General features: G+C 57.3%; 25 protein-coding genes and 1 pseudogene. 16 read left to right on the top strand and 10 right to left on the bottom strand.

Annotated features, from left to right (window positions below; all coding sequences use genetic code 11):
* Positions 1-3: 3 nt before the first annotated feature.
* Entirely contained in the window at positions 4-1338 is a 1335-nt protein-coding gene (locus tag CFT68_RS11020) for an NAD(P)/FAD-dependent oxidoreductase (RefSeq protein WP_088843466.1), read from the bottom strand.
* A gap of 214 nt (positions 1339-1552) precedes the next feature.
* Here CFT68_RS11020 and CFT68_RS11015 point away from each other — a divergent pair, with 214 nt between their 5' ends.
* From CFT68_RS11015 to CFT68_RS21515, 6 genes are all read left to right on the top strand, one after another.
* On the top strand, positions 1553-1951 hold the full coding sequence (locus tag CFT68_RS11015; RefSeq protein ID WP_088843465.1) for a hypothetical protein: 399 nt from the start codon (positions 1553-1555) through the stop codon (positions 1949-1951).
* Positions 1952-2100: 149 nt separating this feature from the next.
* Positions 2101-2481, top strand: coding sequence for a hypothetical protein (locus CFT68_RS11010; protein ID WP_141106525.1), 381 nt, complete (start codon positions 2101-2103; stop codon positions 2479-2481).
* Between the two features lie 68 nt (positions 2482-2549).
* Positions 2550-3416 carry a hypothetical protein gene (locus CFT68_RS11005; protein WP_141106524.1) on the top strand — a complete coding sequence of 289 codons (867 nt, stop codon included), beginning with the start codon at positions 2550-2552 and terminating at the stop codon, positions 3414-3416.
* Between the two features lie 11 nt (positions 3417-3427).
* A complete protein-coding gene (locus CFT68_RS11000) occupies positions 3428-4108 on the top strand; it encodes a response regulator transcription factor (protein WP_088843462.1) in 681 nt (226 codons plus the stop codon).
* Positions 4109-4115: 7 nt separating this feature from the next.
* Positions 4116-5447, top strand: a complete 1332-nt coding sequence (locus tag CFT68_RS10995) for a sensor histidine kinase (protein ID WP_088843461.1) — start codon at positions 4116-4118, stop codon at positions 5445-5447.
* 34 nt (positions 5448-5481) lie between these two features.
* Positions 5482-5955, top strand: a complete 474-nt coding sequence (locus tag CFT68_RS21515) for a hypothetical protein (protein ID WP_141106523.1) — start codon at positions 5482-5484, stop codon at positions 5953-5955.
* Positions 5956-5983: 28 nt separating this feature from the next.
* Here CFT68_RS21515 and CFT68_RS10990 read toward each other — a convergent pair whose 3' ends face one another.
* The 5 genes from CFT68_RS10990 to CFT68_RS10970 all read right to left on the bottom strand — a co-directional run bounded on the left by CFT68_RS10990 (position 5984) and on the right by CFT68_RS10970 (position 10520).
* On the bottom strand, positions 5984-6349 hold the full coding sequence (locus CFT68_RS10990) for a hypothetical protein (RefSeq protein WP_088843460.1): 366 nt from the start codon (positions 6347-6349) through the stop codon (positions 5984-5986).
* Positions 6350-6376: 27 nt separating this feature from the next.
* Entirely contained in the window at positions 6377-7291 is a 915-nt protein-coding gene (gene uvsE, locus CFT68_RS10985) for a UV DNA damage repair endonuclease UvsE (RefSeq protein ID WP_088843459.1), read from the bottom strand.
* Positions 7292-7602: 311 nt separating this feature from the next.
* On the bottom strand, positions 7603-8244 hold the full coding sequence (locus CFT68_RS10980; RefSeq protein WP_170934767.1) for a carboxypeptidase-like regulatory domain-containing protein: 642 nt from the start codon (positions 8242-8244) through the stop codon (positions 7603-7605).
* Positions 8245-8434: 190 nt separating this feature from the next.
* Positions 8435-9091: a hypothetical protein gene (locus CFT68_RS10975; protein ID WP_088843457.1), complete on the bottom strand. Its 657-nt coding sequence runs from the start codon at positions 9089-9091 to the stop codon at positions 8435-8437.
* A 178-nt stretch (positions 9092-9269) separates the two neighbouring features.
* The gene (locus CFT68_RS10970; RefSeq protein WP_088843456.1) at positions 9270-10520 is read right to left on the bottom strand and encodes a metallophosphoesterase; all 1251 of its coding nucleotides are present in this window, start codon (positions 10518-10520) and stop codon (positions 9270-9272) included.
* 114 nt (positions 10521-10634) lie between these two features.
* On the opposite strand from CFT68_RS10970, the gene radC reads away from it, so the two are divergent.
* The 7 genes from radC to CFT68_RS10935 all read left to right on the top strand — a co-directional run bounded on the left by radC (position 10635) and on the right by CFT68_RS10935 (position 18625).
* Positions 10635-11399: a RadC family protein gene (radC, locus tag CFT68_RS10965; RefSeq protein WP_088843455.1), complete on the top strand. Its 765-nt coding sequence runs from the start codon at positions 10635-10637 to the stop codon at positions 11397-11399.
* A 275-nt stretch (positions 11400-11674) separates the two neighbouring features.
* Positions 11675-12322: a DUF1684 domain-containing protein gene (locus CFT68_RS10960; protein WP_088843454.1), complete on the top strand. Its 648-nt coding sequence runs from the start codon at positions 11675-11677 to the stop codon at positions 12320-12322.
* A 216-nt stretch (positions 12323-12538) separates the two neighbouring features.
* Positions 12539-14974 (top strand): phenylalanine--tRNA ligase subunit beta, encoded by a 2436-nt coding sequence (gene pheT, locus CFT68_RS10955; protein ID WP_088843453.1) that lies wholly within the window; start codon positions 12539-12541, stop codon positions 14972-14974.
* A 289-nt stretch (positions 14975-15263) separates the two neighbouring features.
* Entirely contained in the window at positions 15264-15560 is a 297-nt protein-coding gene (locus tag CFT68_RS10950; protein WP_088843452.1) for a hypothetical protein, read from the top strand.
* Positions 15561-15590: 30 nt separating this feature from the next.
* Entirely contained in the window at positions 15591-15881 is a 291-nt protein-coding gene (locus CFT68_RS10945; RefSeq protein ID WP_088843451.1) for a cell division protein ZapA, read from the top strand.
* Positions 15882-16009: 128 nt separating this feature from the next.
* Entirely contained in the window at positions 16010-17707 is a 1698-nt protein-coding gene (gene rny, locus CFT68_RS10940; RefSeq protein ID WP_088843450.1) for a ribonuclease Y, read from the top strand.
* A 183-nt stretch (positions 17708-17890) separates the two neighbouring features.
* Positions 17891-18625 carry a hypothetical protein gene (locus tag CFT68_RS10935; protein ID WP_141106522.1) on the top strand — a complete coding sequence of 245 codons (735 nt, stop codon included), beginning with the start codon at positions 17891-17893 and terminating at the stop codon, positions 18623-18625.
* A gap of 19 nt (positions 18626-18644) precedes the next feature.
* Here the strand turns inward: CFT68_RS10935 and CFT68_RS10930 are convergent, their stop codons facing one another.
* The gene (locus CFT68_RS10930; protein WP_088843448.1) at positions 18645-20036 is read right to left on the bottom strand and encodes a mercuric reductase; all 1392 of its coding nucleotides are present in this window, start codon (positions 20034-20036) and stop codon (positions 18645-18647) included.
* Between the two features lie 148 nt (positions 20037-20184).
* Between CFT68_RS10930 and CFT68_RS10925 the strand changes: the two genes are divergently transcribed.
* Entirely contained in the window at positions 20185-20922 is a 738-nt protein-coding gene (locus CFT68_RS10925; RefSeq protein ID WP_141106521.1) for an outer membrane beta-barrel protein, read from the top strand.
* 5 nt (positions 20923-20927) lie between these two features.
* Here CFT68_RS10925 and CFT68_RS10920 read toward each other — a convergent pair whose 3' ends face one another.
* Together CFT68_RS10920 and sucD are read right to left on the bottom strand one after the other, a co-directional pair.
* Positions 20928-21578 (bottom strand): hypothetical protein, encoded by a 651-nt coding sequence (locus CFT68_RS10920; protein ID WP_141106520.1) that lies wholly within the window; start codon positions 21576-21578, stop codon positions 20928-20930.
* Between the two features lie 368 nt (positions 21579-21946).
* Positions 21947-22828: a succinate--CoA ligase subunit alpha gene (sucD, locus tag CFT68_RS10915; RefSeq protein ID WP_088843445.1), complete on the bottom strand. Its 882-nt coding sequence runs from the start codon at positions 22826-22828 to the stop codon at positions 21947-21949.
* Between the two features lie 296 nt (positions 22829-23124).
* Here sucD and CFT68_RS10910 point away from each other — a divergent pair.
* Positions 23125-24099 (top strand): annotated as a pseudogene (locus CFT68_RS10910) (PLP-dependent cysteine synthase family protein); the annotation flags it as partial.
* Positions 24100-24140: 41 nt separating this feature from the next.
* Entirely contained in the window at positions 24141-24560 is a 420-nt protein-coding gene (locus CFT68_RS10905) for a response regulator (protein ID WP_088843443.1), read from the top strand.
* Between the two features lie 268 nt (positions 24561-24828).
* Here the strand turns inward: CFT68_RS10905 and ade are convergent, their stop codons facing one another.
* Positions 24829-26484: an adenine deaminase gene (gene ade / locus CFT68_RS10900; protein WP_088843442.1), complete on the bottom strand. Its 1656-nt coding sequence runs from the start codon at positions 26482-26484 to the stop codon at positions 24829-24831.
* Positions 26485-26798 lie beyond the last annotated feature (314 nt).

Below are 26798 nucleotides of genomic sequence, written 5' to 3'. Positions count from 1 at the left end.
AGGTTAGGTCACTGCCTTTTCTTCGTGGGGCTGCTCCAGCGGTACCAGCGGTTTACTACTCCCAATGATGGAACGCAGGCCTTTATCGTAGCTCAGATAGCTCCAGCCCCAATTAAGGAGCACCAGCAGGCGATTGCGGAAACTCACCAACGAGAGTACGTGCACCAGACTCCAGGCCAGCCAGGCCACGAAACCGTTCAGGCGTAAGTCCTGACCAAAAAGCTTGATGTCGGCTACGGCGTGGTTGCGGCCGATGGTGGCCATACTGCCTTTGTCATGGTAGCGGAAGGGCTGTTTGGGCCGGCCGGCCAAGTGCTGGATGATATTGTGACCTAGGAGCTTGCCTTGCTGCAACGCGGGCTGCGCTACCATGGGGTGGCCCTCGGGGTACTCCGCGCTTTTCATGGCGGCAATGTCGCCGATGGCGAAGATGTTTTCGTAGCCCGCCACCTGGCTAAATTCATTTACCTGATACCGGTTGCCGGGTAGGAGGCAGTCGGGGCGTAGGCCACTGATGGGGCTGCCCGTGACGCCCGCTGCCCAAATGAGCGTGCGGGTTACGAGCTGCTCGCCGGTATTGAGCGTGACGGTGTAACCGTCGTAGGACTTCACCCGCCGATCAAGCCACACCTGTACCCCAAACTGCTTCAGGTACTCCAACGACTTTTCGGAAGCTTCCTTCGACATGCCTTTCAGCAGGGCCGGGCCACTCTGAATCAGGTGAATGTCCATTTCCTTGAAGTTCAGCTCCCGGTAGTCGCGCGGAAATACGTGGGTGCGCAGCTCGCTTAGGGCGCCCGCAATTTCCACTCCCGTGGGGCCGCCGCCCACAATCACGAAGTCGAGCAGGCTATTGATTTTCTCCATATCGCCGAGCTGCAAGGCCTGCTCGAAGTTGGAAAGTACTGTGTTGCGCAGCTCAATGGCATCCGAGACGCTCTTGAGCGTGATGGCGTGCTGCTGCATCTGCTGGTCGCCGAAGAAGTTGCTGGTGGCGCCGGTGGCCAGCACCAGATAGTCGTAGCGCAGCATCCCGATGGAGGTTTCCAGCAGTTGCTTCTCCGTATCTACGGCCTGCACCTCAGCCAGCCGGAAGTAGAAGTTCTCTTGCTCGTCCAGAATCTTCCGAAACGGCGATACAATGGTATCGGGCGCGAGGCCGGCGGTGGCTACCTGGTAGAGCAGGGGCTGAAAGGCGTGGTAGTTCTGCCGGTCAATCAGCACAACCTGCACGGGAGCGTGGCGCAGAGCCTGAGCCAGCTCCAGGCCACCAAAACCGCCTCCTACAATCACCACCCGCGGTTTGCCCAGGTCTTCAATTTTGGTCAAGCTTTCCATAAGTGGCGTCGTCGGAGCGTATGAAGCGGAAAAGTAAAGAGTTGTGCTGGCTACTGGCCCACATGCATAGAAAAGGTGCTGGCTCAGTCGGCCAGCAACAAGCACGAGAGTGAGGCCGGAAAGGTTGGCTTTGGCTGAAGGTACCTTATCATGTTGGCATCATCTTGTAGAAATAGGTTTGTAGTGTTCTTCAACCTACTGTACTCCCCACATCATGAAAAAGACACTTCTTTCGGCCGCTGCTCTGTTGTGCACTTTTGCTGCCCTAGCTCAAACTCCTACTGCTGTTGCTCAGGACGGCCGTGCTCCAAAGCAGGCTAAGCACGACGGTAAAACCAAGCAGCACAACGAGGATAAGGACGATGCTGATGTCCAGAAAGCGGCTCCCGTAAATCATGGGCAGGCTGTAAGCGCAGTGGCCACCACCACCACGCTCACAGGCGCTGCGAAAGGAGCAGCCGTAAGCACAGTGGCTCGCTCTGATGCTAAAGCTGCCAAAGGAATCCGCCCAGAGCGCTCGGCCCGCGGCGACCGGAGCCACGGCAACCGCCAGACCGGCAGCACGCATGCCGCTGGCCACGATAAATCGGGCGCTGGTCACGGCAAGCGCTAAGCCGTTTCGGCGCATAGGCTAGCAAGCCCGGTCTGCCTTCCAACATCTGTGGGGGCGGGCCGGGCCTGTTGGTCGATAGGAAGGCCCGGAGTTGCCGAAACCCCGTAAGTTGCCAGCGCCAAGGCTGAAACCTAGCATTACGTATCTATATGAAACCTCTTTTGTGTTGCTTGAGCCTCTGGCTGGGCGCTTTCCAGGTGCAAGCGGAAGCTCTGCAGTCTGCCCCAGAAACTGGTCTGATGGCCCTTGCTAGGCCTGTAGTTGCCCCCGCGGCCGCGCTAGGCCAGGGCGAAAAACAGACTACCCCGCCCGCTGCCGGAACCCAGGAGGCCCCCGTAAAAGCGGTGCCGCTGGCGGGGCGGCAGACCAAGCCCGCCCGCGTAAATGAGCAGGGCGAAAGCACCGAAAAATCCAGTGCCCGCTCGGCGCGTGGCCCGCGGAGCGCGCGGAGTGCCCGTGGCAGCGCCGAAAGCCGGAGCGCCAACCGCGGAAGAGGTCTAGGCAACGGACACGGCCACGGACATCAATAGCCTTACGCCTTCTTTTACCGATGAGCTTTCAGCAGTACGCTTACTTACTCACTATACCTCGTCTATCCTTGTTACATCGTGTGCTGGCAGTGTGGCTGGTGAGTGGCCTGGCAGTAGGCCAAGTGCAGGCCCAAACTGGCGTAGGCCTCTCCACACCCACCGAGGCCAGCCCAAAACAGAGCAGCCTTATGGCAGCCCTGAGCTACGGCAACAACTCGTCGTTTTTCGGGCGCACCCAAACCACCCGCTACCCCTACGCGGCCGGCGAGCTGACGTATACCAGCAAATTAGGCCTGTGGGGCTCGGTGATGAGCTATAACCTGCTGAACACGGCCACCTTCGTGGATGAAACTGACCTTTCCATAGGCTGGGACGGCGACCTGTCCAAGACCGTAGACGCCTCCCTGAGCTACTCCCGGTTTTTGTTTGCCGCCAACAGCCCACTAGTGAAATCCAGCGTCAATAACTCGCTGGATGGCTATGTCGGCTGGGACTGGGGCTACGTGTACTCGCGCCTGAATGTGGCCTATCTGTTTGGGGGCTCCAACGACTTGTTTCTGATTCTGGATAACTCCCGCTATTTCGAAATAGACAAGCTCTTTACGCCGAAAGGCTACCTCTCCATTGAGCCACGCGTGAGCGTGACGGCCGGTACCCAGAGCTTTGCCGAAACTAGCTTGGTGCAACAGCAGCAGCGCGGAAATGGCAATGGGAAAGGCAAAAACCCCGGAACTGGCTCCGGAACAACCACCGTCACGACCAGCACCACCCGGTTCCGAATCCTGAACTATGAGCTGCGCGTGCCGCTTACCTATCACCTGGGGAAAGTAGCTGTGCAGGGCGCGTGGCGCTATGCTGTGCCCGTCAATCTGCTGCCCGAAGATGTCTCACGGGCCCGCTCGTACTTCACCAGCAGCATCTCCCTGACCCTTTAGTACGACGGCTGATGACGGTATTGATTGTGGAGGATGAGCGCACCATGGCGCGCGAGCTGGGTATTTTTCTGCACCAGCAAAGCTTTGTTTGTACTGTGGCCCGCACCGCCCGGGAAGCCTCGGAGCAGCTGGCCGATAATGGGTTCGACTTTGTGCTGCTAGACCTAGGCCTGCCCGGCGGCGACGGCCTGGACGTGCTGGCCGAAGCCAAGCAAAACGACTCCACCGCGGCCTTTATCATTCTTACAGCCCGCGGCAGTGTAGAAGACCGCATCCGCGGCCTGGAATTGGGGGCCGATGACTACCTGGCCAAGCCGTTTTCGTTGCCGGAGCTGCTGGCCCGCATGCACGCCATCACGCGCCGCCGCTTCGGGCTGAACAAGCCGCTGGTAGCCTGCGGAGAGTTTGAGCTGGACGTGCAAAACCGCCGGCTGCTGCATCAGCATCAGGAAGTGTCGTTGTCAGTAAAGGAATTTGATGTGCTGAGCTACCTGGTGCTCCACCGCAACCGCGTGCTTACGCGCCTGCAGCTTACGGAGCACATTTGGGGCAATTTGCCCGAATCGGGGTTCGACTCGAACTACATTGACGCCCACATCAAAAATCTGCGCAAGAAGCTAGGCCAGTACGCCGACGTAACTTGGCTGGAAACTGTGCGCGGACTGGGCTACCGGGCCGTATTACCGAAATAATGCGCTTGTGAAGCTGGGGGCCAAATTTTCGCTGTTCAATGCCTTGTCGCGGATTGCGATTTTGCTGCTGCTGGTGGGCGTGTTGCCGCCCGTGATGAGCCGCCTGGCCCTGCTTTCCACCGATCAGCGCCTGCAGCAAAAGAAAGAGAAAGTGCTGCGCATCATCCGGCGTACAGGCATTTCTACCTTTATCGAGGGCGAGCAGTCGTCTTATGGGAGCTACAACCTGCTGAAGGAGGAGTTTATCTCCCTGGAAGAGATTCCGCCGGGTCCTAAAATCGATGTTATTGAGGACTCGAAGCGGGCGGTGGAGGACGAGATTGTGGAATACCGTGTGCTCAGCTACTCCTTTGTGCAGGATGGGCAGCCGTATCTGCTGGAAATTGGCCGGAGCACGGGCAGCATTGGCGAAACGGAGAAGAACTTCCGCCGCTATGCCTTCTACATTCTGCTGGTAGCTATTGGCCTCACCACGCTGGCCGATCTGGCCTTCTTCCGCTACCTACTGGAACCCCTGAACACCATCATCCGGAAGCGGCTGAAAAACGTGCACAACCCGGCCTCTTTCACTTTCGACCCCATCCCGACCAGCACCACAGATTTCCGGTACCTCGATGAGAGCCTGCGGGAAATGATGACGACCATTCAGGAGTCGTTCACGAAGGAGCGCAAGTTTATTGCTGATGCCTCGCACGAACTGCTCACGCCGCTCACCGCCCTGCAGTACCGCTTTGATAATATGCTCGCCGACGAGAGCCTCTCCGATGAGAACCTGCTGCGCGTGGTAGAATCGCAGCGGACAGTGCACCGGCTGCGCACCATCATCAAGTCGCTGCTGATGATTTCCAAAATCGAAAACGACCAGTTCCCGCGCACCGAAACGGTTTCATTGGCTCAGCTGGTGGCGGAGGTAGCCGAGGAGCTGCAAGACCGCCTGCAAGTGCATAACCTCACGCTACACCAGCAAGTGTCCCCCGATTTTGCGGTGGTGAACTGCAACCGCGGCCTGCTGTTTACGCTGTTATTCAACCTGGTCAGCAATGCCATCAAGTACAACCGCCCCGAGGGCCAGATTCATGTGCTAGGCCACCCCGCAGGAGCCGGCTACGTGCTGGAAATCCGGGATACTGGCCTAGGCATCAGCAAAGAGCAGCTCCCGCGCCTGTTTGATCGGTTTGATAAAGGCGCCGCCGCTGATACCGACAGCTACGGCTTAGGCCTATCCATTGTGCGCACCATTGCCGAACTGCACCACATTCGCCTAGAAGTCAACTCGATCATGGGGCTGGGTACCTCTTTCCTGCTCACTTTCCCGCCTGTACAGGTTGCCCTTGTTTGATAAATGTATTTGTAACGTATTGAATTGATTCTGTATGAATGATTACAACCTTTTAGAATCATCCGTTGACTTATTCAAAAAGTTAGTTCATGATTATACTGAATTCAAAAACCATAGTGGCTCACGTTATAAAGCTTTAGGTTATAAAGCTTTAGACTGTGCGCTGTCAGGTTGGCATTTGTTAGATTGGGTTTTTAATACAAATGAGAAAAGTAATTATCAGAGTCTGTATGACCTAAGACAGGCATTTGAGAAAATATGTCCAGAGCTAAGTGTATTACATGATATAATAACTGGTGGTAAACACTTCACTGTTAGTAAAGGGCGATCAAATATGGTCAGGAGTTATTCTTCTGGATATGTTCAAAACGGATATGTCCAAGATGGCTATGTTGCAACTGAATTAATAATTGAATTTGACAACAACCAATCAGAACCATATTTGCAGATAATAGATAAAGTCGTAGACTTTTGGTTCGCATATTTCCACGAAAAAGGCCTAGCGTAAACTAGACCTTTTTATATGGGACAATTAATTACTTCTGGTCTTCCAGCTTGCCGCCGGCTTTGAGCAGAAAATCAGCTAAAGGCGTAAGAGAGGCCCGCAGCTCCGGGGCGGCGGTAGCGGCTACCTGCGAAGTCTGGCTGCCGAGCATGCTGAGGGATCGGCCAATTGCCTGACCATCTAGGCCACTTGCGCCCACCGTGAGCAACGACTGCAGGTTGCCAAGCTCCCGGTCGATGTCCTGCAGGGCTGGAATGCCGCTTTGCTGCAGCACTTCCTGCCACTGATCGATGGTGGTGCTGGCAGTACTGATTGGAATGCTGGTTAGGCCACCCTGCAACGCTTGCAGGGTCTCGGTAAGCTGTTTCGCGTCAGCAGAATTCGATTGATTTGCCATGAGGAAGTGTAGAAATCGGGTGAGATATTATTGAATAGAAACCGGCTGCGGTGTAGCCAGGCCCAGCTCGTGCAGGATGGCTACGGCCCGCCGCGCACTGATTTCCTTGTCTTTGATTTCGAGCATGATATCGGGGTTCACGCCTTGCAAATGGGTAAGAAACTCCCGAAACAGCTCTTCTACCAAAGAGGTGGTGTGCTTACCCTTCCGCTCGCCAGGCGCCTGAGAGCTGTAGTCCATCATCATGGTGCCGTCGCGCTCCGGATGCCAGGTGCCAGCAGCTAGGCGCAGGGCTTCGGCCATTGGCTCGCCGTGGTTCAGGCACTCGTGGTGGAAATTATCGAACAGAATCGGGATGCCCACGGCCTCGTGCACGCGCAGGCAGTCCTGCAGGCTAAACAACCGGTCGTCGTTTTCAATAACCAGGCGGGCCGTAACGGGGGCCGGCAGGCGGCGGTAGGTGTCGATAAAGCGCGAAATGGCCAGCTCCCGGTCGTTGTAGAGGCCGCCGACGTGGATTTGCAGCTTGTGCGTGCTGTCGAGGCCCATCAGATCCAGCATCGAGCCCTGGTACACCAGCTCCGAAATGCTACGTTCCACAATGCCGGCATCGGGCGAGTTCAGCACCACAAACTGATCGGGGTGGAAGGACACCCGCATGTTGTGGGCCTTGATATAGTCGCCGACGGCCCGAAACTCCGCCGCAAAGTGCGTTTGCCAGGGAAACCCGTTGATAGGGTGGGAGCCGAACGGTACCACGCCCGAGCCAATGCGGAAGAACAGCATGCCCTGGGCCACATTAAACTCCAGGATGCGCAGCAGGCAGTTGAGGTTGTTGCGCACCGTGAGCTCCAGCCGCTCATCGGAGTAAGACGCCAGCCGGAACGTGCTGGTAGAAGTGCAGTCCAAAGACTCGTTTACGCAAGGATAGCCGATTTTCATATACCGGCTGTACGAGAAAAGTGGTGAAGAGGTAAACAGGTGATGTAGTGAAATGACGAGTTTGTGAGTTCGATGTGCTGACGGAGCTAGGCCTATCTGTCATTGCGAGGACGAAGGACGAAGCAACCTTTCCTTCCACTAGCGCCAACTAATGGCCTATTCAAAAGCCCTTACCACCGCTAGGGAAGTAAGGGCTCTTAGTTTTATCAGATGCACTGCTTACGACAAGGAAAGATTCCTTCGCTCTGCTCGCAATGACAAATAGGCCTAGCTCCGCCAGCACATTGAACTCACTGAATCACCACTTCACCTTATTCGTAGCCGTGGTTGTCTTTGAAGTTCTTGTTGTACTTCTGGCGGGCCTGGCGGGCTTTTTCGGCGTTTTCCTGGGCCTGAATTTCCATCATCTTCTGGCGCTGCTTGCCTTCTCTGGAAAACTGCTCATAGATCAGGCTCACGGGGCTGGCCAGGCTGGGCGTGGGGGCTTTGGGCGCCGCAGAATCTACGGCGAAAAGTGGTTTGGGGGCTGGCGGGCGCTTCACGGCGCTGGTAGGCGCGGTGCTGGGCCGCCGGATATTGCGCAAGGCCTTGTTGATAGCGGCGCGGTCGGGGCGGCCTTCCGTTACGCGCACTTCGCCCAGCAGCACGGTGTCTTGCCGGAGCTTTATCTGCACAATCAGCTGCGAGAGGCCGGTGCCGCCCAGGGGCATACGTTGCGCTTTGAAGCCGACAGCCCGGAAAATAAGCGTATCGGTGGAAGCGGCGGAGATGCTGAAGTCGCCCTCGAAGTTGGCTATTACGCCCATACGAGTGCGCTGCACCACCACCGAGGCGCCCGGAATAGGCTTGCGGGTGCTGGCATCCGATACGGAGCCTGTTACACGCACCTGGGCCGTGGCCAAGCCCACACTCAGCAGCAAAAACACAAGTGGCAGCAGCCAGCAGCGAAACATAGAACTAAATAAGCCAACTATCATCAACGCACAAACTAACGCAGACCAATCGGGAAAATTCACTTAAACCTACCAGGGACGCAAATGAATCGACCGATCAATGTCCAATGGAGACAAAAAAAGCCCACACCGTTGCAGGTGCGGGCTCTTAAATATGGTTAGGCCAGTAAAAAGTGGCCTAGCGCAACAGTTACTTAATAACCGTTTTGCCGCCTTCTTCGGGCTTCACTTTCATCGTGGCATCATCGGCGTCAATCTTGGCCTTGTTGCCTTCGCTGTCTTTCAGTTTCACGTCGCCGTCGCGCTTCACTTTCACTTTGCCATCGGTGCCCACGGGCATATCCGACGACTGCGTGCTGCTGGTAGCCGAGTTATCCATCGAAGACGAATCCATGTTGGAAGACGACATAGCGTCATCGTCCATGTAGCGGTCATCCATGTACTCCATGCGGCTCGACTCGTAGGCCGTGTACTGAGCGGGGTCTGTGAAGACCGACTTCATTTCAGCATCAGAAGACGTGTACACGTCGCGCATAGCGGCGGCCATGCCGGTGGTGTCGGTAGCGTACTTCTGCTGCAGCTCACCGATGCGCTGACCGCGGGTCACGTATACCGTCCGGATTTTGGTGCGGGTAGCATCGTCGAGCTTCATTTTGGCTGCCATATCGGCCGCCATACGGTCGGCGCGGCGCTGGATAGCATCTTCCGAGTACGATGTGGTCGTAGTCGTGGTGGTAGTGGTAGTCGTACCATCGGCACTCGTGGTGGTGTCAGTGGTCTTATCCTGCGAGCAGGAAGCCATCGTGAGGCCTACGGCGCACGAAAGCAAAAACAGGGTCTTTTTCATGGGAATGAGGGAGTTGAGAGAGGGAGAGAGTGGCAGGAAAAATTCCTGATGGCGGCTATACGCCTACGGTTCTGTTGCGGTTACTACAGACCCCGATAAATCCAAAAAAAGCCCGCACTTCCAGAAAGGTGCGGGCTTTTTATGATGACATTAGGCTGCTAGGCCACTACAGACTGGCCTAGGCCTCCCGGCGCAGTTCAAACACCGTGATTTCAGGCAGAAAGCCCACCCGGCCTGGGTAGCCGATAAAGCCAAGGCCAGCATTTACGTATAAATACTGCTTGCCCCGCTGATACAGGCCCGCCCACTGCCGGTACGCATACTGCACCGGGCTCCACTTCAGAAACGGCAGGTTCACGCCGAACTGCATGCCGTGGGTGTGCCCGGAAAGTGTCAGGTCGATGTCGTTGTACTGATGCACTTCGCCATCCCAGTGGGAGGGGTCATGGGAGAGCAGAATCTTGAAGGGCGCATCGGACTGGGCGTGGGCCTTGGCCAGGTCGCCGTACTTGGGGAAGCCCATGCGCGCGCCCCAGTTCTGCACCCCGATGATGGCAATTTTTTCGCCATTGCGCTCCACATGATGACTTTCATCGAGCATCAGGCGCCAGCCAATTTTGGCGTGGTTCTGCTTCAGGCGGTCCAGGTTGGCTTGTTTGGCCGCTAGGCCACCTTGCTCGGTCCAGTTGATGTAATCGGCATAATCGTGGTTGCCGAGAATGGAGTAAATCGGGAGTTTTGATTGGATGCCGGCCAGCGTCTCGATGTGCTCCTCAACCTCGTGGGCGTAGTTGTTCACCAGGTCGCCGGTCATGAACACAAGGTCAGCGTTCTGCTTGTTAATCATGGCCACGGCGCGCTGCAGCGGCTCTTTTGATTGGAACGAGCCCGTGTGCAAATCGGAAATCTGCAGCACCTTAAAGCCATCAAATGAAGCCGGCAGGTTAGGGAAACGCAGCGTTACGCGCTTCACCGTGTAGTCGGTGCCGCCCCGCACCATGCCCCATATCAGGGACACGAACGGGATGGCGCCCAGCACCAGCGCCAGTCGGCTGATAAACTCGCTGCGGGAAATGGCGTTGCTCTCAGAAGAACCGCTAGGCCTGTTGCCCAGGGCCTGTGCGGCCCAGCGCACCACGCGCACCACGTCTTCCAGCAGAAGCGGCAGCATAATCACGATTTTAGCCGCAATCAGGGCCAGCAATACGCCCCCGAAATAGGAGCGGAACGAGGCGTGCTGCGTGCGGTTCATGAGAGCCCAGATGCCTAGGCCCCAGATGGTGAGCGTGAGCAGCCAGTAGAAGATGCTGGCGCTACGGCGGGCCAGCGGAGTAGCGCTCTGTAGCGCCGTGCGAACGGCCTGTAGGCCATACCATTCGGCTACTACAATCAGCAGCAGAAATACAATACCAGAAAAAGAACGAGACATAGTGAGGGTAGAAACTCCGTAAACGACCAGTAGTTTGAGTGGCCGGGCGTACGAACGCAGACGCGGGAGTCGGGTTTTTGCTTTATTTTCCGGACGTTACAACAAGAGTGCCCTATGCAAGAGTTTGACAATCTGACCGAAAATCTATCGGATAACGCTGAGGAGCCTTCCGCACCAATACGCTACGAAACCCCCACGGCCTTCGGAATCAAGAGCTGGGCCGAGGAAGACCGCCCCCGCGAAAAGCTCATGCAAAAAGGCCGTGCGGCCCTTTCCGACGCCGAATTGATGGCGATACTGCTGGGCTCCGGCACCGCCAAGCTCTCCGCCGTAGATGTAGCCAAGCTGGTACTCAATGCCGCCAACAACGATCTGAACACGCTGGCCCGCTTTTCCATTAAGGAGCTAATGCGCCAAAAAGGCATTGGCGAGGCCAAAGCCATTACCATTGTGGCGGCGCTGGAGCTGGGCCGCCGCCGCAAAGAAGCCGATGCCGCCGCCCGCGTCACTATCACCAGCTCGCGTGATATTCATAACCTCATCCGGCCCCACCTGCAGGATTTGCCGCACGAGGAGTTCTGGGTGATTCTGCTCAACCGGGCCAATGTAGTGATGCGCAGCGTGAGCATCAGCAGGGGCGGGGTAGCCGGCACCGTCGCCGACCCGAAGCTGATTTTCAAGGAGGCGTTGGAGCAGCTGGCCTCGTCCATTATTCTGGTGCACAACCACCCCAGCGGCAACCGCAACCCCTCCGCCGCCGACATCGCCCTCACCCGCAAGCTCAAAGAAGCCGGCCAGTTCCTAGACCTGCCCGTCCTCGACCACCTGATCTACACCGATCAAGGCTACTTCAGCTTCGCTGATGAAGGAATGCTGTAGGCCACTTGAGTGGAAATAGAACCTCACGCAGCACCGTAGGCGAAGCATCTCGCGTGCTGAGTTTATAATCTTGGTCAAACTAGCTGTCTCATAACGAAGCATACCCGCACGTCATCCTGAGCTTGCGAAGGATCTTGTCACGTCAGCACAAGACGCTAGGCCAGCCGGTCACGCGTAACAAGATCCTTCGCAAGCTCAGGATGACGTGTGGGTGTAGGCCACTCTGACGATGGATAGCTAGCAACCAACAACTGCGCTGGCGTACCTTTGCCCGCATGCGCATCAATCCCAAACTTCTCATCGGCATCGGGCTGCTGATTGTATTCGGCTATTTCTTCAAGGATCTGGTCTTCAACGACGACCAGTATGCGGCTCGGCTGCGCAAGGCTCGTAAGGAGAAAAATGATGGATACCGCCGCGTGCAAGGCTCCCCGCTCAGCTCGGAGCAGCGCCAGGCCTTCGACAGCCTGCGCTACTTCGCGCCGGATAAAGGCTACCGGTTTGAAGCGCAGCTGGAGGCTTTTTCCCAGCGCGATACTGTGCCGATGGCCCTCACGGATGGCAAGGCCGAAAAATACCTGCGCTGGGGCCGAGCCTCCTTTATCGTGAACAAGCAGGAGCACAAGCTCACGTTGTTTCTGAAGGCCGACGGCCAGGATTCTACGCTGTTTGTTCCCTTTACCGACCGCACCAACGGCTTCACGACCTACGGCGGTGGCCGCTACCTCGATGCCGTCAAGCCGCAGAACGGCGCCACCGAAATCGTGCTCGATTTCAACGAGGCTTACAACCCATACTGCGCCTACAACAACAGCTACGCCTGCCCCGTGCCGCCCGCCGACAACCGCCTGCCCATTGAAATAAGGGCCGGAGAGCAGGAATTCCACGACCACGCCGCCCACGCGGAAGGTGAAGGGCACTAAGAAGAACTGTCATTCCGAGCAGCGCGAGGAATCTGGTAAACTGGCCTAGAGGCTAACCCAGATTCCTCCCTGCGGTTGGAATGACAGAGTGGCCTATACCTCTCCGGGTCTGCTTATTATACTGCCCTAGGCCAACTTTTAGGCCGCCAACCCAAATCCGTACCTTTGCCGCGCCGGGCAACCGGCAACTGGCAATTGATAACTGGCAACTTCCCCATGAAAATATCCCTCGACTGGCTTCGTACCCTCATTCCTACTGATAAACCCGCCGAGGAAATCGGTAAGCTGCTCACTGGCTCTGGGCTTGAAGTGGAAGGCATTGAGGAGTTGGAAAGCGTACCGGGTGGCCTACGCGGCTTGGTGCTCGGCACTGTGCTTACCTGCGAAAAGCACCCCGACGCCGACAAGTTGAGCCTCACCACCGTAGATGTAGGCGACGCTGTGCCCCGCCAGATTGTGTGCGGTGCTGCCAACGTGCGCGCCGGCTTGAAGGTGGTGGTGGCCCTGGAGGGTGCCGAGCTGCACCCCACCGGCGGCGAGCCATTCAAAATCAAGAAATCAAAAATTCGGGGCGCGGCTTCCGAAGGCATGATTTGCGCCGAGGATGAAATAGGGCTAGGCACCTCGCACGCTGGTATCATGGAGCTGGATACCGAACTGCCCAATGGCACGCCGGCCGCCGAATACTTCGGTCTGGGCTCCGACTCAGTGTTCGAAATCGGCCTGACGCCAAACCGCGCCGATGCCGCCTCGCACTACGGCGTGGCGCGGGAGCTGCGCGCCCTCTTGCGCCAGCCCTGCCATCTGCCCGATATCAGCCAGTTCCACGCACCCGCTGAGGCAGCGCAGAATATTACGGTAGAGCTGGAAGATGCTGAAGCCAGCCCACGCTACGCTGGTTTGCTGCTGGAGAATGTACACGTAGGCCCCTCGCCGGAGTGGCTGCAGCGCCGCCTGCGCAGCATTGGCCTTTCGCCCATCAACAATGTGGTGGACGTAACCAACTACGTGCTGCACGAGCTAGGACAGCCCCTGCACGCCTTCGATGCCGCCCAGATTACTGGAGGCAAAATTCGGGTGAAGCGCGCTGCAGCCGGTGAGAAATTCATCACACTGGATGGCCTAGAGCGCACCCTGAAGCCCGAGGACTTGGTTATTGCCGACGCTAACGGCGCGCCTATGGCGCTGGCCGGTGTGTTCGGGGGCAAAACCTCGGGCGTATCCGACCAAACCACCCGCATCTTCCTGGAAAGCGCTTATTTCCAGCCTGCTGCTGTGCGCAAAACCGGGCAGGTGCACCAGCTCAAAACCGATGCCTCGTTCCGTTTCGAGCGCGGTACCGATCCGCACATGGTGCCGATAGCCCTGAAGCGCGCGGCCTTGCTGCTGCAGGAAGTAGCCGGCGCGACTGTGGCGGCGCCCATTGTAGATGAGTACCCCACGTATATCGGCCACATGGCTGTGCGGCTCCGGCTGCCCCGCGTGGAGAAGCTTGTAGGCCAGTTCATTGCGCCAGAGCGTATTCGCCAGATCCTCACCGATCTTGATATTCTGATTGCCGAAGAGCTGCAGGACGAAGCCGGCCACGCCGAATGGATTCTGTCGGTCCCGCCGCACAAGGTAGACGTGACCCGCGAGGCCGACGTAATTGAGGAAATCCTGCGCATTTACGGATACAACCACGTAGCCCTGCGCCCTCACAACTCGGCCTCCTTCTTGGCGAAATTCCCGAACCCCGATCCGGAAATCATCCGCCAGAATACCGCGCGCTTGCTCAGCGGCCAGGGCTTCTCCGAAATCATTACCAACTCCATCACCAACTCGCTCTACTTCCAGAAGGAAGGCGAAACGGACGAAACGCTGGTGCCGCTGCTAAACTTCAACAGCGCCGACCTGAACGTGATGCGCCCCAGCATGCTGCAGAGTGGCCTAGAGGTGATTCGTTACAACGTGAACCGCCGCCAGCGCGACCTGAAGCTCTACGAGTTCGGCAAGACCTACCACCGCCTCTCCGATGGTGCGTACCAGGAGAAGAACCAACTTGTCATCTACATCACCGGCAATACCGCCCCCGAAACCTGGCAGCAGAAGTCGGAAAAGGCCACGTATCATCAGCTGGCTGGTGCGGTGCAGCAGGTGCTGGCCTCACTGGGCTTCCCAGCCCCGGCGTCGCAGCCGGTGCAGCACCCATACCTGGCGTGTGGCCTCACGCTGCTGGCCCAGAATCAGCCCGTAGGCCACTTGGGCGCCGTTTCCAACGCCGTGCTGAAGCGCCTCGATGTATCGCAGCCCGTGTGGTATGCCGAGCTGGATTGGGACTGGCTGATGCGTAAGTACAAGAACACCCTGGTCGGCCGCGAGATGCCCAAGTTCCCGGAAGTGCGCCGCGACTTGTCTTTGGTGGTGGATAAAACCATCACCTTCGACCAGCTCCAGCAGATTGCCCGCCGCACCGAGAAGAAGCTCCTGCAAAGCCTCAACGTGTTCGATGTATACGAAGGCGAAAATCTCGGCGCCGACAAGAAGTCATACTCCGTCAGCTTCCTGCTCCAGGACCCCACCCAGACGCTCACCGACCAGGCCATTGATGGCGTAATGCAGCGCCTGATACAACAGTTTGAGAAGCAGGCCGGCGCGGTTATCCGGCGGTAAAAAGCACGTTATCCTGACGAAGGAAGGATCTTATCACGTCTGAACAACTGGCCTAGCGCCTCGTTCCTTCATAATAAGATCCTTCCTTCGTCAGGATGACGTGCTTGTGGAAGCTGTTTGGGAGTGGTCAACTACTCTAATAAACTTCTTTCTGCAACCTTAAGAAACTCTACGCCACCTGAACACTCTCCTCGGCTCCGACGTTTCTCCTGATGGAAACGAGCAGAGTAGGGGAGAGTGTTTGTGAGGATGCGGTTTGTTACCTTCACCAAAAATATTCTCTCTGCCAATGGCCTCTTCGAAGCAGCTTGCGCAACTAGACCGCATGGAGCGGCAGGTGACCACCTTAGTGGCTGCCTATCAGCAGTTGCGTGAGGAGCTAGCCGATGCCCAGACCACCATTCAGCATCTGCGTGCTGATGTGCGCGACCGGGAGCGGCAGTTGAAGGATTTCCAGAATCAGGAGAATATTGTTAAACTTGTCAATACCATAGCAGGAGAACCTGCCAACACCAACGAGCTGAAACTTCGCCTTAACGAATACATCCGGGAAATAGATAAGTGCCTTGCCTATTTGAGGGAGTAACCACCTTACCCACCGCATCCCTAGCTACTGATGTCCGAACTATCCATTAAAATCCGCGTGGCTGACCGGGATTACCCCATGCGGGTAAGCCCCCAGGACGAGGAACGTCTGCGTATGGCAGGCCGACTGCTCAGTGAGCGGATAAAGGAATTTCGGGACCAGTACGGCATTCAGGACAAGCAGGATCTGCTGGCCATGATTGCCCTATCAACAATGGCTGACCAATTGAAGGTCAGCAAGGAAAAGGACGGGACCGACGCGGCCCTGACTGAGCGCCTCGCGCGCTTAGACGAGCTACTGTCGGGAGTGGTGCTGGTCTGACCCCAACTTGGTCAGGGCCAGCGCGAAGAATGAGCCCGAAGCGGGGCAGGGCAATCGGCTCTGCCGGCCGCGCGGGCGTTGGCGGTGCTTTCATGCTATGGGTTTCACTTTCCCAAAAACCATAGCCCATGTCCACCTCTGTTTATATTGCTCTTGCCGCTGTGCTGGCCCTTGTGGTCGGCATCGTGGTGGGGCGCCTGCTGGCCGGAAAGGCCCGGCAGGACCACGAAGCCGACGCCAAAGCCCGCGCCCAGCAGATTCTGCAAGACGCCGAAGCGCAAGCCACCCGTACCCGCGACGAGCGGATTCAGCAATCGAAGGATAAATTCCGCAACCTCAAGCAGGAATTCGAGCAGGAGAGTCGCCGCCAAAAGCAGGCCCTGGAGCAGGAACTGACCGACCGCCGCGCCGCCGTAGTAGAGCAGGAGCAGAGCATCAAGCAGCTTACCCTCACTACCCAAAAGCAGCTGGAGCAGATTCAGCGCAAGGAGAAAGACCTCGAAGCTATTCGCGAAAAAGTAGAAACACAGGCCCAGCAGCAGCGCGAAAAGCTGGAAGCGCAGGAAGAAAAGCGTCGCACGGTGCTGGAAAACCAACTGGCTAAGCTGGAGCAGCGCGAGCAGGAAGTAGAGCAGGAGCTGGAAGAAACCCGCCAGAGCCTGGGCGAGAAGATCCAGCAGGTAACGACACAGCTAGAGTCGATTTCGGGCCTGACCGCCGCGGAAGCCCGCGAGCAATTGGTAGAGTCGCTCAAGAACGAAGCCCAGATTCAGGCCTCTTCTTACATCAAAGATGTAGTGGCCCAGGCCAAGCTCACGGCTACCAAAGACGCCAAAAAGGTAGTGCTGGAAACTATTCAGCGCACGGCCGCCGAGCACGCTATTGAGAACTGCGTATCGGTGTTCAACATCGAGTCGGACGACGTAAAAGGCAAGATTATTGGCCGCGAGGGCCGCAACATCCGAGCGCTGGAAGCCGCTACGGGCGTGGAAATTATTGTAGACGACACCCCCGAAGCCATCATCATTTCGGGCTTCGACCCAGTTCGCCGCGAGGTAGCTCGCCTGAGCTTGCACTTGCTGGTGAAGGATGGTCGGATTCACCCGGCCCGCATTGAGGAGATTGTGGCCAAAACCCGCAAGAACATCGATGAGGAAATCGTGGAAATCGGGGAGAAAACCATCATCGACCTCGGTATTCATGGCCTCCACCCTGAGCTGATTAAGATGGTAGGCCGGATGCGCTTCCGCTCCAGCTACGGCCAGAACCTGCTCCAACACTCCCGCGAAGTAGCCAACCTCTGCGCCACTATGGCTGCCGAACTAGGCCTTAACGTGAAGCACGCGAAGCGCGCCGGCTTGCTCCACGACATCGGAAAAGTAAGTACCGAGGAGCCGGAGCTGCCCCACGCCATACTAGGCATGGAGATGGCCAAGAAGTACAAGGAGCACCCCGACGTGGTAAACGCCATCGGCGCCCACCACGACGAGATGGAAATGACGGCCATGATTTCGCCCCTAGTGCAGGCCTGCGACGCCATTTCGGGCTCTAGGCCAGGTGCCCGCCGCGAGATGATGGAAAGCTACATCAAGCGCCTCAAGCAGTTGGAAGAAACTGCCAACGGCTTCAAGGGCGTGAACCAGTGCTTCGCCATTCAGGCCGGCCGCGAGCTGCGCGTAATGGTGGATGCGGAGAACGTAACCGACGAGCGCGCCGCCGAGCTGAGCTACGAGATTTCGCAGAAAATCGAGAAGGAAATGCAGTACCCCGGCCAGATCAAAATCACGGTTATCCGGGAGATGCGCGCAGTGGCCTACGCCAAGTAATTAGGCTAACCCACTTCCATGAAAAGCGCCCCCGCGACGAAAGTTGCGGGGGCGCTTTTTTTGCGCAAGCTTTAACTGCCAGTCTGCAACCAAACCGGAGACAGGCTGCTCCTCTTTCTGGCTTGATGTCTTTATATGATTAAACTACTACGTGTCTTATTTAGTATCGGAATCGGCGTTTGCATGGCCAGCTGTTCCGTGTATGCGCCCATACTGCCTTCCACGCCCCAGATTCGGGATAAAGGCCAGTTGGAAGTGCAGGGAAGTACCTTCTTAAATGGGCGTTGGGAAGGCAGCGCGACATACTCGCCGTTGCGACATGTGCTGGTGCGGGCTGCAGGCGACTGGAAAAACGACTCACAGGATACGTCCTTCTTTCGTATCCGCCAGTTTGAGGTGGCAGCAGGTAGTTACTGGGTTCCCTCGGAGCAGTGGCTGATAAGTGGCCTAGCGGGGTACGGCCGCGCCCGTAGCGCCCGAGGCTATTATGAGCCGCATTTCTTTTCTAGCAGTGGCGAGTTGGTCGATTTACAAAGCCGCTACCATAAAGTTTTCGGGGAAGTGGCTGCCACGTATCGGCCAGAATCGGGCTGGATAGCGCTGGGTGCGGCCTACCGACTTTCACGGGTCAACTTTGAGTACCTGACGTACAACGGCGCCCCCTCGACCCTACGCCATATGCTGCGCTCAGAACCGATGTTATTCGTTCGGTTCGGTGGGCCGGATGGGCCGTTGCATTGGCTGCAGGTGCAAACTTCCTGGGGCATCACCAGTGTTCCAGGATACAGTGCTAGCTCCGTAACTCCAGAACCTTATGAATATGGCCGGGTAAAGGAAAGCCGAACATTCATTGCCATCAGTCTTATTCTATTACCTCACCTGTTCAAACCGCAGCCGCCAATAATGCCTGTGCCGTAAGCAAAAGCCAAGCGCTTACTCACGCCTTGACCAGCTTCGCAAACAGGTTGTTCAGTGACTCGGCCCAGGTCGGATGCGCGAATACCATGTTCTGCAACTGGTCGCAGGTGAGCTTCCCGGCCATAGCCAGCTGAATCATCGCCATGATTTCGCCGCCTTGCTCCGAGAAAATAGTGGCCCCGATGATGTGGTTGCGCTCATCAACCAGCACCTTCATGAAGCCTTCTTTATTGCCGGTTTCGCGGGCGCGGCCTACGTACTGCACGGGCATCGTCGCCACCCGGTAATCGAGCCCTTGCTCGCGGGCCTGGTTTTCTGATAGGCCTATGCGGCCGAGCTGGGGCTGCGTGAATACCACGTATGGCAGCGGTCGGTCTTTGGCGGAGCGGCGCTTGCGGTGCAGAATATTATCGCGCACCACGCGGTAATCATCGTAGGCCAGGTGCGTGAACTGCGGGCCGGGGTGCACATCACCGAGGGCATATACGCCGCGCACGTTGGTTTGCAGGCGTTCATTCACCAGGATGTAGCCTTTCTCGTTGGTTTCGATACCGGCCGCCTCCAGGCCCAGGTCATCGGTGTTGGGCTGGCGGCCTACCGCCACCAGCAGGTGAGAGCCGCGTAGGCGCCGTTCGCCTTCTGCGGTGTGGGCTGTGAGCGTGTATTCGCCTTCCGGGTTGTGCGACACGCGCCGGACTTCTGCGCCCAGCACAAACTCTACGCCATCGGCACCCAGTTGCTGCTGCATAGCTTCACACACGTCGTCGTCTTCGCGTTCCAGAAGGTTTTTGGCGTGCTCAATGATGGTGACGCGGCTCCCGAAGCGGCGGAACATCTGGGCAAATTCCAGCCCAATGTAGCCGCCGCCCAAAATGAGCAAATGCTCAGGTAGCTCCTGCAGCTCCAAAATGCTTTTGTTGGTCAGGAAATGCGTTTCGGCCAGGCCTTCAATGGGCGGAATGGCCGAACTGGTACCCGTATTGATGAAGATAAGTGGCGCCTTGATGTCCTGCGTGCTGCCATCGAGAGCCGTTACGCGCACTGATTTTGGGCCAGTGAAAGTGGCATGTCCCATCAGGACCGTGATACCGGAATCCTCCTTGGTGAGGTTCTTGCGCACTCCGTCGCGCATTTCCTGGATGATCGTATCCTTGCGGGCCACAACCGCCTTAAAATCGACGGCAGGAGGCTCACTCAGCACGCCATACTCCTGGGAGGTAGCAACCTGGTGCATACGCTCGGCGGAGGCCAGCATAGCCTTTACCGGCGAGCAGCCGTAGTTGATGCACGAGCCGCCGAGTAAGTATTTCTCCACCAGTGCTACCTTGCGGCCGGCTTTGGCCAGGGCAGTAGCCAAGGGGTTTCCGGCCTGGCCGGAGCCAATAATGAGGGCGTCGTAGGAAGTAGGCATAAAAAGCAGAACTTAAGGCGCTTGAGTAGGCCTGTCCGGCAATCAAAGCTGAACAGGTACTGGCTATACGGTGCATTTGCGCCGATGACCATACAACGAAACCGTCTGCTTGTCGTTCTGCCCCAGATTACTGCTGTTTTTTCTGTCTATGCCTGTTTTGCGTTGTGCGCGTCTCTTGCTGCTGATGTTGCTGCCCCTGCTGGCCAGCTGTTCTTCGTTGTATTTTCCGCCGCCGCCGCAGGTGCCCCTGCTGACGCAGGAGGGCGAGTGGAGCGGAACCCTGCAAACCAACTTCAGCCAGAATACCAGCGTGCAGGGCGCTTACTCACCCACCAACCACCTGGGCGTGATGGGGTCCGTATCTTTCCTGCATACCGATAAAAAGAAGCGCGCCGAAGACCACGATTTCGGGGAAGTAGGCCTAGGCTACTACACCCGCATCCGCGATACGCGGGTGCTGGAGCTGTATGGCGGCTATGGTATTGGCAAAACCAAGCGCGTGGAACGCACTCCTTCCGAAGGGGTTACGCGTACTCTGGAGGGCAACCTGACCAAGTATTTCGTGCAGGCCAACTATACCTCCAAAGACCACAAAAGCTTCCACGTATTCGGCCGCGACTGGCCCGTGAACTATGGTACGGCTCTGCGGGTGAGCTACATGCAGCTCGATAAGTTCCGGCTGGATGGCCTGCCGCATGCTCCCGAAGACAACGTATTTCTGGAGCCTATCACTTATACACGGATTGAACTCATCGGGCCGGTGCAGTTCCAGCTTATCAGCGGCAGCAACTTCGGATTGCGCCATCGCAAATACCTGAAGGCGGCCAACTCTGTATTCCAGTTTGGGCTGATTGTAAACGTGGGCGGCCAGGATGGGAAGAGGTGAGTGGCCTACAACTCCTCCACTTCTAATTCCAGTTCGTAGTTATAATCGTAGATAGTACTATCGGGCAGATGCTGACGAGTAGAGGCCTGCTGCTCCGTAACGGCCCGCCAGATTTGTGTCTGCTTGCCTGTGGACACGCGCAGCCAGGAGTGGCACGCGCTGGGCGCGGCCACCACAAGGTAGGCCAGTGCCGGAAACAGGTTTGTGGCGGCAAGCCGGAGAGTGCCATCCGCCTGCTGAAGCTCCTCATAGCGAAAAACCCGCGTACCCTTGCCCGTAGGCCGGTCGTGCTTGCTGAAAAGGAAATCTTCGGGTGGCTGCTGACCATCAGGCGGGCGCACCAGACTGCGACGGCGCACGAAAGTTTCCTGAGGTCCGGCAGTTCCTTCCGCAATCACAAAGCATCCTTGAGCAGGAAGCACGAGGTGTTGCGCCGCCACATCCAAACGCAGCCAGCCGGTACGGTTCTCGGCGGCAGCAGGCGTTAGCAGCAGAGGGTTGGTCAAAAGCTGCTGCTCCATAGGTCCTGTGGCCAGGGTGCCGGAACATAGCTGGATGCGTAGGCCACCCTCCGAAAAATTCCGACGGTGCTTGGGCAAATCAGCAAAGCCTTCCGGTAAGCGCGAGCCCAGCCGCAGGCGTACGGCGCGTACCATGTACAGCCGAGTTATATCAGGCGGGCCGTGCCAGACGGCTACGCCCGCGCCAGGCGGCAGTTCTCGGCCGAACGCTGTATGTAGCCCTCGGGATTTTCCGGGAGGGCTCAGCGTCTGTATTTGGGTATGGGCCCGCACTGTCACATCAGGCAATGCCACAACGCGTGCCGTGCTATCTGGCAGCTGTTGGGAGTAGCCTAGGCGGGTTAGCAGCAGGAGCGCTAGGCCAGGCAGGAGGAATGAGAGTCGCATGTGGGATTGAGAGCAGTAAAAGCGAACAATGGTTGCTAGAATACCATCATCCCAATAAAAAAGGCGGCTCCCGATATCGGGAGCCGCCTTTTCTAATACTTAAGAGAGAGCAGAAATTACTTACCGCCCAATACGCGCAGCATGGTGTCGCCGATTTCGGCGGGAGAGTCAACTACGTGTATACCGCACTCGCGCATGATGGCCATTTTAGCAGCAGCCGTATCATCAGCGCCACCTACAATAGCACCGGCGTGGCCCATGCGGCGGCCGGGAGGCGCCGTTTGGCCCGCAATGAAACCAACAACGGGTTTCTTATTGCCGGTTTCCTTGATCCAGCGAGCAGCCTCAGCTTCCATGCCGCCACCGATTTCACCGATCATCACGATGCCTTCGGTTTCGGGGTCGTTCATGAGCATCTCAACGGCTTCCTTGGTAGTAGTGCCGATGATCGGGTCGCCGCCGATACCAATAGCGGTGGTCTGGCCTAGGCCTGCTTTAGTGAGCTGGTCAACGGCTTCGTAGGTCAGGGTACCCGACTTCGAAACGATACCGATTTTGCCTTTCTGGAAGATGAAGCCGGGCATGATGCCCACTTTGCACTCGCCGGCAGTCATTACGCCGGGGCAGTTTGGCCCGATCATGCGCAGACCCTCGCGGCCTTTCAGGTACTCCTTCACCGCAATCATATCCTTGGTTGGGATGCCTTCGGTGATGGTTACGATAACTTTAATGCCTGCGTCAGCAGCTTCCATAATAGCGTCGGCAGCGAAAGCCGGGGGCACGAAAATGATGCTGGTATCAGCACCGGCCTGCTCTACGGCTTCGGCTACGGTGTTGAACACGGGACGGTCGAGGTGCTGGGTGCCGCCTTTGCCGGGCGTTACGCCGCCTACCACGTTGGTGCCGTACTCAATCATCTGCTGGGCGTGAAACGACCCTTCCGAGCCGGTAAAGCCCTGCACAATCACTTTGGAATTCTTGTTGACCAGAACACTCATAGAAAAAGAGTTAGAGGAAGATGCGGGTTGAGGGTGGGGTATACGCGCCAGCCTACGCCAGCGGTGTGCAAAAGTAGGCTTTTTTGGGGCGGAGGCAAGGCATACGGTGTCAATCAGCAAAGGCTGGTATCCGAGGCGGAACAAAGCGCCCTACGCATACCTGAGCCCGCTGTTGTAGGCCAGTTGCTCCTGCCAAAGCAGTGCCTACATTCCGCTCCAGATGGCAAGTGCATAAAACCTCCCGCTTGGAATTCGTACCTTTGTGGTCCTCTCTCACAAACCGCACACCCCCACCCATGTACTTGAATAACATCATTGAGGCCATTGGCAATACGCCGTTGGTAAAGCTCAATAGCGTGGCTGCCGGCATCAAAGGCACGGTACTCGCCAAGGTAGAATACTTCAACCCCGGCAACTCCGTGAAAGACCGGATGGCCGTAAGAATGATAGAAGATGCGGAAAAGGCGGGCCTGCTGAAGCCCGGCGGAACCATCATCGAAGGCACCAGCGGCAACACCGGCATGGGCCTGGCGCTGGCGGCCATCTCGAAGGGTTATAAGTGCATCTTCGTGATGAGCGACAAGCAAAGCAAGGAGAAGCAGGATATTCTGCGGGCCGTGGGCGCGCAGGTAGTGGTGTGCCCCGTGGATGTGGCTCCCGAAGACCCGCGTTCCTACTACTCCGTGGCGAAGCGCCTGAGCGAGGAAACCCCGAACTCCTTCTATCCCAACCAGTACGACAATATGTCGAACACGGCGGCGCACTACGAGGGCACCGGCCCCGAGCTGTGGGCCCAGACCCATGGCACCATCACGCACTTGGCGTGCGGCGTGGGCACGGGCGGCACCATCTGCGGCACGGCCCAGTACCTGAAGGAGCAAAACCCGGCCGTGGTTGCGGTAGGCCTCGATACCTACGGCTCCGTATTCAAGAAGTATAAGGAGACGGGTATTTTCGACGAAAACGAAATCTATCCTTATAAAACTGAGGGCATTGGCGAAGACATTCTGCCTAAGAATGTTAACTTTGACCTGATTGACCTTTTTATCAAAGTGACGGATAAAGACGCCGCTGTCATGACTCGGCGGCTGGCTAAGGAAGAAGGCTTGTTCGTGGGATGGTCCTGCGGATCGGCCGTATTCGGAGCCCTGGAATATGCCAGGGAGCACCTGAAGGAAGGCGATACGATGGTCATTATCTTACCCGACCATGGCACGCGCTACCTCGGTAAAATTTATAACGACGACTGGATGCGCGAGCAGGGCTGGCTCTAGGCCACTCACCGCTTGTGTCTCTTTAACCTCTGAAAGCTATGGCTCGCAAACTGCGTAATGTGGTACTGGTAGACGATAACGAAACTACTAGCTTCTTGAATAACCGCTTGCTGAGCCGGCTCAACGTAGCCGATCAGGTACACACGTTTTCCAAAGCGGACCAGGCTTTTCAGTTTCTGTGGGGCGAAGACCCCGCCAGCAACCCAACGAAAGACGTACCCGAGCTGGTATTCGTCGATCTGAAGATGCCCGGCATGGATGGCTTCGAGTTCCTGAAGCTCTACAACGAGCTGCCCGCCAGCTCCCGTGAGAAAACCGTTATGGCGGTGCTCACCACCTCCATGCACGCCGCCGACACCGCCCGTGTAGCGCAGTATGAGGGCGTAGAGTACCTCGCGAAACCTCTCACGGAGGAAAAGATGCAGAAGCTGCTGGAAAAGCGCTTCGTGAACAACTAATTTCCTTCGGATTTTAGCATAAAAAGCCCCACTACCGGATTAGGTAGTGGGGCTTTTTGCTTTGGTGTGGCCTGGCTATGTGTAAGGCAGAGCTGTTTTCCTCTTTGCACGTCATCCTGAGCAGAGCGAAGGATCTTCTCACGCGTGAACAATTGGCCTAGCGCCTTGTGCTATCGTGAGAAGATCCTTCGCTCCGCTCAGGATGACGTGCAAAAGGGGAGCGGTTGATTGCTCATGCACCAGTGTCTGAAGAATGTCAGCTACTGGCCTACACCACTGCCTCCACAAACCGGAAGGCCTCGCCATCAAATAAACCTTTATCACTAAGCTTAAGGCTGGGAATTACGAGCAAGGCCATAAAGGAAAGCGTCATGAATGGGGCTTGCAGTGGAGAGCCAAGCTGTTTCGACAGCGCATCAACGGCGGCATAAGCTTCGGCCACGTGGTAGCCTTCCTGATCCGACATGAGACCAGCCACGGGCAACGGCAGCACCAACTCTTCGCCCTCCGGCGAAACGACCGCTAGGCCACCTTGCGCGGCAATAACCAGGTTTACGGCGCGGGCTAGGCTCTCGTCATCGCAGCCAACGGCCGTGATATTGTGCGAGTCGTGGCCTACGCTGCTGGCCAGAGCACCGCGCTTCAGCCCGAAACCCTGAATGAAGGCCACGGCAGGAGCAGCGGGTTGGTAACGATTTACCACAGTCAGCTTCAGGACATCCTGCGCTACATCGGGCAGTACTAGGCCTCCTTCCACGCGCGCCGGCAAATCATGGCGGGCCGTGATGAGCTGACCATCGAAGCACTCAATAACGCGCACGGTAGCGGCAGCCTGGGGGGCAGGCAGCTGGAAGTCGGCGGCCTCTACGGGCGTGGTGTGGAAGTTATTAACCACCGCTACGGGCACGGCTGGAATCAGCGTCTGGCCGTGTTCGGCTACCAGCTCTCCGTTGATATAGGTTTGCTGAATCCGGAAATCGGTGAGGTTATCTACCAGAATGAAATCAGCCGCATCGCCTTCGCGCAACAGGCCTACGGGTAGCTTGTAGTGCTCCACGGGGTTACGGCAGGCTACGCGCAGCACCTTTAGCACATCCTGTCCGCGGGCCACGGCACGCTGCACCAGCTGGTTGATGTGGCCTAGTACGAGGGTATCGGGGTGCTTATCGTCGGAGCAGAACATCATGTGCTCGTAATGCTCCGGCAGCAAATCAATCAGCGCCTCGAAGTTGCGGGCCGCCGAGCCTTCGCGCACCAAAATATTCATGCCCACGGCCAGCTTGTCCAGCGCCTCCTCGGCCGTAAAACACTCATGGTCGGTGCTGATGCCGGCGGAAGCGTACTGGCGGGCATCCTCGCCGCGTAGGCCAGGGGCGTGCCCATCTACGGGGCGGCCGTACTGCTGGGCCAGCCGGATTTTCTCCATTACTACCTCGTCGCGGTTCAGGATGCCGGGCCAATTCATCATCTCGGCCAGGTAGCCGATTTCGGGGTGTTGTTTAAACAACAGCTCAATATCGGCGGCCGTAATTTCGGCGCCGGCTGTTTCAAACGCGGTGGCCGGCACGCACGAGGGTGCCCCGAAGCAGAACTTGAACGGTACCTGCCGGCCATTGTCCAACATATACTTCACGCCGGCCACGCCCAGCACGTTCCCAATTTCGTGTGGGTCGGAAACCGTGGCTACGGTACCGTGCACCACGGCCAGGCGCGCAAACTCGGAGGGTACTAGCAGGGAGCTCTCCACGTGCACGTGCGCATCCACAAAACCAGGCAGCGCGTACGGCAGCGCCGGATCGGGGGCAGTAGCGCCGGTGGGCTCAATGGACTGAATGCGGCGGTTGGCAACGCGCACCGTGGCGGGCGTTATCGTATTGGAAAACAGGTTGATGACGTTGGCCTGGAATTGAAATTCGGCGGACATAGGGTAGGGACGAGGCGAAGGTAAAGTTGAGATTGGCCAGCGGCTAACGGGTAAAGAACCGTATATTTGCCGAAAATCTGCGCTGTGAGAAAGATTGTGACTTTGCTATTAGCTGCCCTCATCGGAGGCACTGGCCTAGCTTCCACGGGCTGCGCCAGCCGCACCCCGCAGCAGAAAAAAACCTCGTCATTTAAGCGCAAAGCCAAATTTGGCAAAACGCCTTGCCCCTGTGATAGTCATTAGGCGGTGGCCATGCGTGTCTGTGGAAATCGGCTGAAAAGCCTTTTCTATGAACGTACCTGCTGTAGTACGTG

It is taken from the genome of Hymenobacter gelipurpurascens (assembly GCF_900187375.1).
Classification (GTDB): Bacteria; Bacteroidota; Bacteroidia; order Cytophagales; family Hymenobacteraceae; genus Hymenobacter; species Hymenobacter gelipurpurascens.
This window is presented reverse-complemented; position numbering and strand designations above follow the sequence as displayed.

What these genes read in the sequence shown, in the direction of transcription:
- CFT68_RS10925 (WP_141106521.1), top strand. Translation starts at nt 20,185, where the DNA reads ATGCCTGTTTTGCGTTGTGCGCGTCTCTTGCTGCTGATGTTGCTGCCC.
- CFT68_RS10980 (WP_170934767.1), bottom strand. Translation starts at nt 8,244, where the DNA reads ATGTTTCGCTGCTGGCTGCTGCCACTTGTGTTTTTGCTGCTGAGTGTG.
- CFT68_RS10975 (WP_088843457.1), bottom strand. Translation starts at nt 9,091, where the DNA reads ATGAAAAAGACCCTGTTTTTGCTTTCGTGCGCCGTAGGCCTCACGATG.
- sucD (WP_088843445.1), bottom strand. Translation starts at nt 22,828, where the DNA reads ATGAGTGTTCTGGTCAACAAGAATTCCAAAGTGATTGTGCAGGGCTTT.
- pheT (WP_088843453.1), top strand. Translation starts at nt 12,539, where the DNA reads ATGAAAATATCCCTCGACTGGCTTCGTACCCTCATTCCTACTGATAAA.
- CFT68_RS21515 (WP_141106523.1), top strand. Translation starts at nt 5,482, where the DNA reads ATGAATGATTACAACCTTTTAGAATCATCCGTTGACTTATTCAAAAAG.
- uvsE (WP_088843459.1), bottom strand. Translation starts at nt 7,291, where the DNA reads ATGAAAATCGGCTATCCTTGCGTAAACGAGTCTTTGGACTGCACTTCT.
- CFT68_RS10945 (WP_088843451.1), top strand. Translation starts at nt 15,591, where the DNA reads ATGTCCGAACTATCCATTAAAATCCGCGTGGCTGACCGGGATTACCCC.
- radC (WP_088843455.1), top strand. Translation starts at nt 10,635, where the DNA reads ATGCAAGAGTTTGACAATCTGACCGAAAATCTATCGGATAACGCTGAG.
- CFT68_RS11020 (WP_088843466.1), bottom strand. Translation starts at nt 1,338, where the DNA reads ATGGAAAGCTTGACCAAAATTGAAGACCTGGGCAAACCGCGGGTGGTG.
- CFT68_RS10960 (WP_088843454.1), top strand. Translation starts at nt 11,675, where the DNA reads ATGCGCATCAATCCCAAACTTCTCATCGGCATCGGGCTGCTGATTGTA.
- CFT68_RS10935 (WP_141106522.1), top strand. Translation starts at nt 17,891, where the DNA reads ATGGCCAGCTGTTCCGTGTATGCGCCCATACTGCCTTCCACGCCCCAG.
- CFT68_RS10905 (WP_088843443.1), top strand. Translation starts at nt 24,141, where the DNA reads ATGGCTCGCAAACTGCGTAATGTGGTACTGGTAGACGATAACGAAACT.
- CFT68_RS11015 (WP_088843465.1), top strand. Translation starts at nt 1,553, where the DNA reads ATGAAAAAGACACTTCTTTCGGCCGCTGCTCTGTTGTGCACTTTTGCT.
- CFT68_RS10930 (WP_088843448.1), bottom strand. Translation starts at nt 20,036, where the DNA reads ATGCCTACTTCCTACGACGCCCTCATTATTGGCTCCGGCCAGGCCGGA.
- ade (WP_088843442.1), bottom strand. Translation starts at nt 26,484, where the DNA reads ATGTCCGCCGAATTTCAATTCCAGGCCAACGTCATCAACCTGTTTTCC.
- CFT68_RS10920 (WP_141106520.1), bottom strand. Translation starts at nt 21,578, where the DNA reads ATGGTACGCGCCGTACGCCTGCGGCTGGGCTCGCGCTTACCGGAAGGC.
- CFT68_RS11000 (WP_088843462.1), top strand. Translation starts at nt 3,428, where the DNA reads ATGACGGTATTGATTGTGGAGGATGAGCGCACCATGGCGCGCGAGCTG.
- CFT68_RS10970 (WP_088843456.1), bottom strand. Translation starts at nt 10,520, where the DNA reads ATGTCTCGTTCTTTTTCTGGTATTGTATTTCTGCTGCTGATTGTAGTA.
- rny (WP_088843450.1), top strand. Translation starts at nt 16,010, where the DNA reads ATGTCCACCTCTGTTTATATTGCTCTTGCCGCTGTGCTGGCCCTTGTG.
- CFT68_RS11010 (WP_141106525.1), top strand. Translation starts at nt 2,101, where the DNA reads ATGAAACCTCTTTTGTGTTGCTTGAGCCTCTGGCTGGGCGCTTTCCAG.
- CFT68_RS10990 (WP_088843460.1), bottom strand. Translation starts at nt 6,349, where the DNA reads ATGGCAAATCAATCGAATTCTGCTGACGCGAAACAGCTTACCGAGACC.
- CFT68_RS10950 (WP_088843452.1), top strand. Translation starts at nt 15,264, where the DNA reads ATGGCCTCTTCGAAGCAGCTTGCGCAACTAGACCGCATGGAGCGGCAG.